Source organism: Vibrio sp. OPT46, from assembly GCF_015163535.1.
Lineage (GTDB): Bacteria > Pseudomonadota > Gammaproteobacteria > Enterobacterales > Vibrionaceae > Vibrio > Vibrio alginolyticus.
Genome location: NZ_JADDYG010000684.1, coordinates 1 through 3,867 on the forward strand (window position 1 = coordinate 1; position 3,867 = coordinate 3,867).

Below are 3,867 nucleotides of genomic sequence, written 5' to 3' on the forward strand. Positions count from 1 at the left end.
TCTGTTAGATAGACCATTAATGGAACGCTATATTTTAGATGAACTAAAAGCGCTGCGTCAGGACTATCAAAGCCTAGAAAAGCGAATGATCACAGAGATCACCGATCGCGAGCTAACGGTCGCAGATAAATCGTTGAACTATGCCAACGTGACCGTTACATACTTCTTCTACATCATTGCTGGTGTCGCATCGCTGATTGCCTTTGTCGGATGGCAATCTCTGCGCGAGTTTAAACACAACACCAAAGAGATGGCTGATAAACGATTGGAGAAGATCGCCCAAGAATACGAGAAAAAGTTTGTCGCCCTTGAGCGAGATTTAAAACGCAAAACTCGCATTATCAGCGAAAACAACAAAGAGATTGAGAAAATCAACGAGATCCATAACTTATGGCTACGTGCACAAAGCTCTCAAACTCCAGAACAACGTATTGAGATCTATGATGAAATCTTATTAATTCGTCCAGGTGATTTAGAAGCGTTGACTTACAAAGCCGACGCAGCGATGGAAATCAACGAATACCATTGGGCACTTAGCATTTGTAACCGCGTACTTGAAGTCGATTACACCAACGGCCCTGCACTGTATCAACGCGCGTGTGCATACTCTCGCCTTGGTATCGAAGAGCAAGCTATTGAAGACTTGGAACGCGCAATTGAATACAGCCCATCCATTCGTGATTTACTTGCCGAAGAACGAGACCTCGAATTGCTGCACGGTAATGAGCGTTTTGAAAAGCTCTTACATCTAGCAAGCGAATAATGGAATAAACAGCATGAGCAGCCACTTTAATCTAGAAGACGCTAGCCAAGTATTGGTTGGCGCTTTTGCCCTAGCAGTCCCGATCTCATTTTCGGAGGAAGCGTGGCGATTGGGTGAGAGCCTACCAATGGCAAACTTGCTCATGCTGTTAAGTCTTTCTGTCATTTTCCTCAGTTTTTTCGCGTATCAAAGCGTGTTTCAAAGCCACATCAAGAATCGCGTATCCATCTTTATTTTTCGTGTGGTTATCGCGTACCTCATTGCGGCCGTTGTGGTAGCGTTAGTACTTTTCTGTCTTGATAAACTGCCACTCATGAATGAGCCTTTGGTTGCGATAAAACGCGTTATCGTCATCACAATGCCTGCTTCGATGGGCGCGATCGTAGTCGACAGTTTCGACAAAGAATAGAGATAATCGCTACTCTTCTTCTAACGTTAAGTTCGACCCCGAGTGGTCTTTCCCTAATACATCTTCTGGGTTTCGAAGTGCGCAGGTTTCTAACGACAAGCACCCGCAGCCAATGCATCCGCCTAAATCGTTTTGCAACGCTTTAAGTTTTTGAATCTTTTGTTCTAACTGTTCATGCCAATGGCTTGCCATTTCTTCCCATTGCGCTTTGTTAGGGGCTTGGTGTTTCGGCAGTTCATCTAACGCATGTTTAATTTCTTCTAACGACAACCCAACTTGCTGCGCTGCTTTGATCACCGCAACACGGCGCAACACACTGCGATGGTAGCGACGCTGATTACCTTGATTTCTCCAGCTCGAAATCAGTCCTTTTTGCTCGTAAAAATGTAGGGCAGATACTTTCACTCCAGAACGTTTTGCCACTTCTCCTACGCTGATTTCCATCCTTGACTCCCTGCGTATCAATTTTGTTAAAAAAATGCTTTACCTCAAGTTTACTTGAGGTTTTAAAGTTGCACCATCTTAATTAACGCTAAACCCCGGCGATCTCAAGATAATGTATTCAGCGCGAACGACTTGGTTGTTAACCACAAGACAGTTGGACATCAACCTTTTGAAATCCATCGGGAGTTAGAGGCAAACATAATGAAAAATAAAACTCAGCCGTACTTAGCTGGCCGCTTCTTCGACAGTATCTCCTCTGGCTTATTCATGATGGCGCTGCCATGGGTCATGCTTTCCGAACCTAACATGGGCACTTTCGTAGCTTTAGTTTCTCTGAGCTGCACCGCGATTTCTTTTCTAGCAACGCCTTTCTTTTCCACTTTAATTGACCGACATTCACGCAAAGTACTACTCGTGCTCAATCAATGGATTCAATCGGGTATGGCTTTGGTGGTGTTCATTGCTTATTGGTTAGGGTTTGAGTCACACTGGTTGCTGGCTTTTGCGCAATTGGTGTATTGGGTTTCGAGTAATTTTGCATGGACGACCAACAACGCCTTCACCCAAGAAAATTATCAGCACCATGAGTATGCGAAAATTTCGGGTCAGCAAGAAATTGTAATGCAATCCACAACCCTCGGAGCTGGCGCGTTGGGTATTGTTTTGCTTGAAATGTGGGGTATGAAAGAGTTTGCTTTGTTTGCGGCCAGCGCCTCTGCGTTAGCAGCGATGTTCTATATTCTGACGCCTTATACCCAACAATTAAGGGCGTCAAAATCCGTTGCTTTCATCGCGCAACTCAAAGAGAGCAAACAAATATTCCGTCTCGAACCCCGATTTTATGGCTTTATTCTGCTCTCTTGCCTCTCTTATCCTGCATTGACGTATTTGAGCAAACTGGTGCCGATTTGGTTTTCTGAACAAGGCATCTCTGGCGATTGGTTTGCAGGGTTCAACATCAGTTTTGGCCTCGGTTCGTTGCTAACCGGCTTTATTGTCACCAAAGTGCTAAGCCGTGCCTCCCATAGCCACATTATGTTCGCTTCGATGGTTATGGTATCTTTTGCGCTTATCGGGATGAGTTTTGCGATGAGCCCGCTGACCATCTTATTGTTTACGGCGCTGTTTGGCGTATTTAACGCGCTAAATCGCATTGCGAGAGTCAACTGGATGCATCACACCGTAGCGGTTCATCAACGAGGTCGCGTCGATGGCGGCATCAGCATGTTTGCCACCACCATTCAATCTCTCAGTTACGTCCTGATTGCAATGTTGAGTCATTACGAACTAACACAATACGGTTTTGCAATCGCAGCTGCTGTCATGGTGTTAGCAGTGATTTTGATGGGATTACTCAGTCGAGACGTCGAGCCGTTTAACGACCTGCCCCTTCATGCAGCAGCAAAGTGAAGCATAGAAATTGAGAAGTTGAGAAATTGAAAAAGCGAGATAGGAAGGCAACCAACATCGTCTTCCTATTTTTTTACGCCAGCACTTTTGCCTCTATCGCTTATCAGCAAGGTTGGGTATTCTGAAGTGACCAACATGAGCAGGGGGAAATCGCAGTGAACTTAAGGCAATTAGAAGTCTTTTACGCCATTATGCAAGCAGGAACGGTGTCAGGCGCGGCTCGCTTACTGCACGTTTCCCAACCTAATGTCACTCGAGTTCTCGCCCATACAGAACAACAACTGAGCTTCGCTTTATTTGAGCGTGTAAAGGGCCGTCTCGTTCCCACTCAAGAAGCCAAAGCCTTATTGCCAGAGGCTGAAAAAGTCTATCAACAACTCGGACAATTTCGCTCTCTGACCAACAAAGTCAAACAGGGAACTCAACATTTACGAGTCGGTGCCCCGCCTGTTTTGGCCGCGCACTTGTTAGCGCCGACTGTCGCGTTGTTGTCGAAAGAGCACGGCATCTCCTTTGAGCTATTAACGGCCAATCGCGATGAGCTGTGCTCAGGATTACTGAAACATGAACTGGATGTCGCCATTGCGTTCGGTGAAGAAACACCACCAGCGATCATGGGGCACGTGTTATTGAAAGAAAACTTAGCACTGATCGCTCCTAAAAGCGCAGCGATACCCGCAGAAAAAACCGTCATTTTAGAAGAACTCATCAGTCACGATTTACCCATTATCGGTTTAGATAGCCGAGACCCTCTGGGCTTGCTGTTACATCAAACCTTGTCAGCGCGTGACGAGCATTATCAACATGCCATTACCGTCCGCAGCTACTCCGCGGCGGCTGA

Annotated in this window: 5 protein-coding genes; 4 read left to right on the forward strand and 1 reads right to left on the reverse strand. The window is 46.0% G+C overall.

Annotation, left to right across the window (positions count from 1 at the left end; translation table 11 throughout):
• Nucleotides 1-763: tetratricopeptide repeat protein (locus tag IQR33_RS24840; protein WP_228010162.1), on the forward strand; the 763-nt coding region annotated here is incomplete at its 5' end.
• Between the two features lie 13 nt (nucleotides 764-776).
• The gene (locus tag IQR33_RS24845) at nucleotides 777-1,172 is read left to right on the forward strand and encodes a DUF2391 family protein (protein WP_005373896.1); all 396 of its coding nucleotides are present in this window, start codon (nucleotides 777-779) and stop codon (nucleotides 1,170-1,172) included.
• A gap of 9 nt (nucleotides 1,173-1,181) precedes the next feature.
• Here the strand turns inward: IQR33_RS24845 and soxR are convergent, their stop codons facing one another.
• Complete coding sequence (gene soxR / locus IQR33_RS24850) at nucleotides 1,182-1,616, reverse strand: redox-sensitive transcriptional activator SoxR (protein ID WP_005373898.1); 435 nt, start codon at nucleotides 1,614-1,616, stop codon at nucleotides 1,182-1,184.
• Between the two features lie 201 nt (nucleotides 1,617-1,817).
• Between soxR and IQR33_RS24855 the strand changes: the two genes are divergently transcribed.
• Nucleotides 1,818-3,026: an MFS transporter gene (locus IQR33_RS24855; protein ID WP_017635140.1), complete on the forward strand. Its 1,209-nt coding sequence runs from the start codon at nucleotides 1,818-1,820 to the stop codon at nucleotides 3,024-3,026.
• A 155-nt stretch (nucleotides 3,027-3,181) separates the two neighbouring features.
• Nucleotides 3,182-3,867, forward strand: a 686-nt coding sequence (locus IQR33_RS24860; protein WP_193844156.1) for a LysR family transcriptional regulator, incomplete at its 3' end; no start/stop codon positions are given.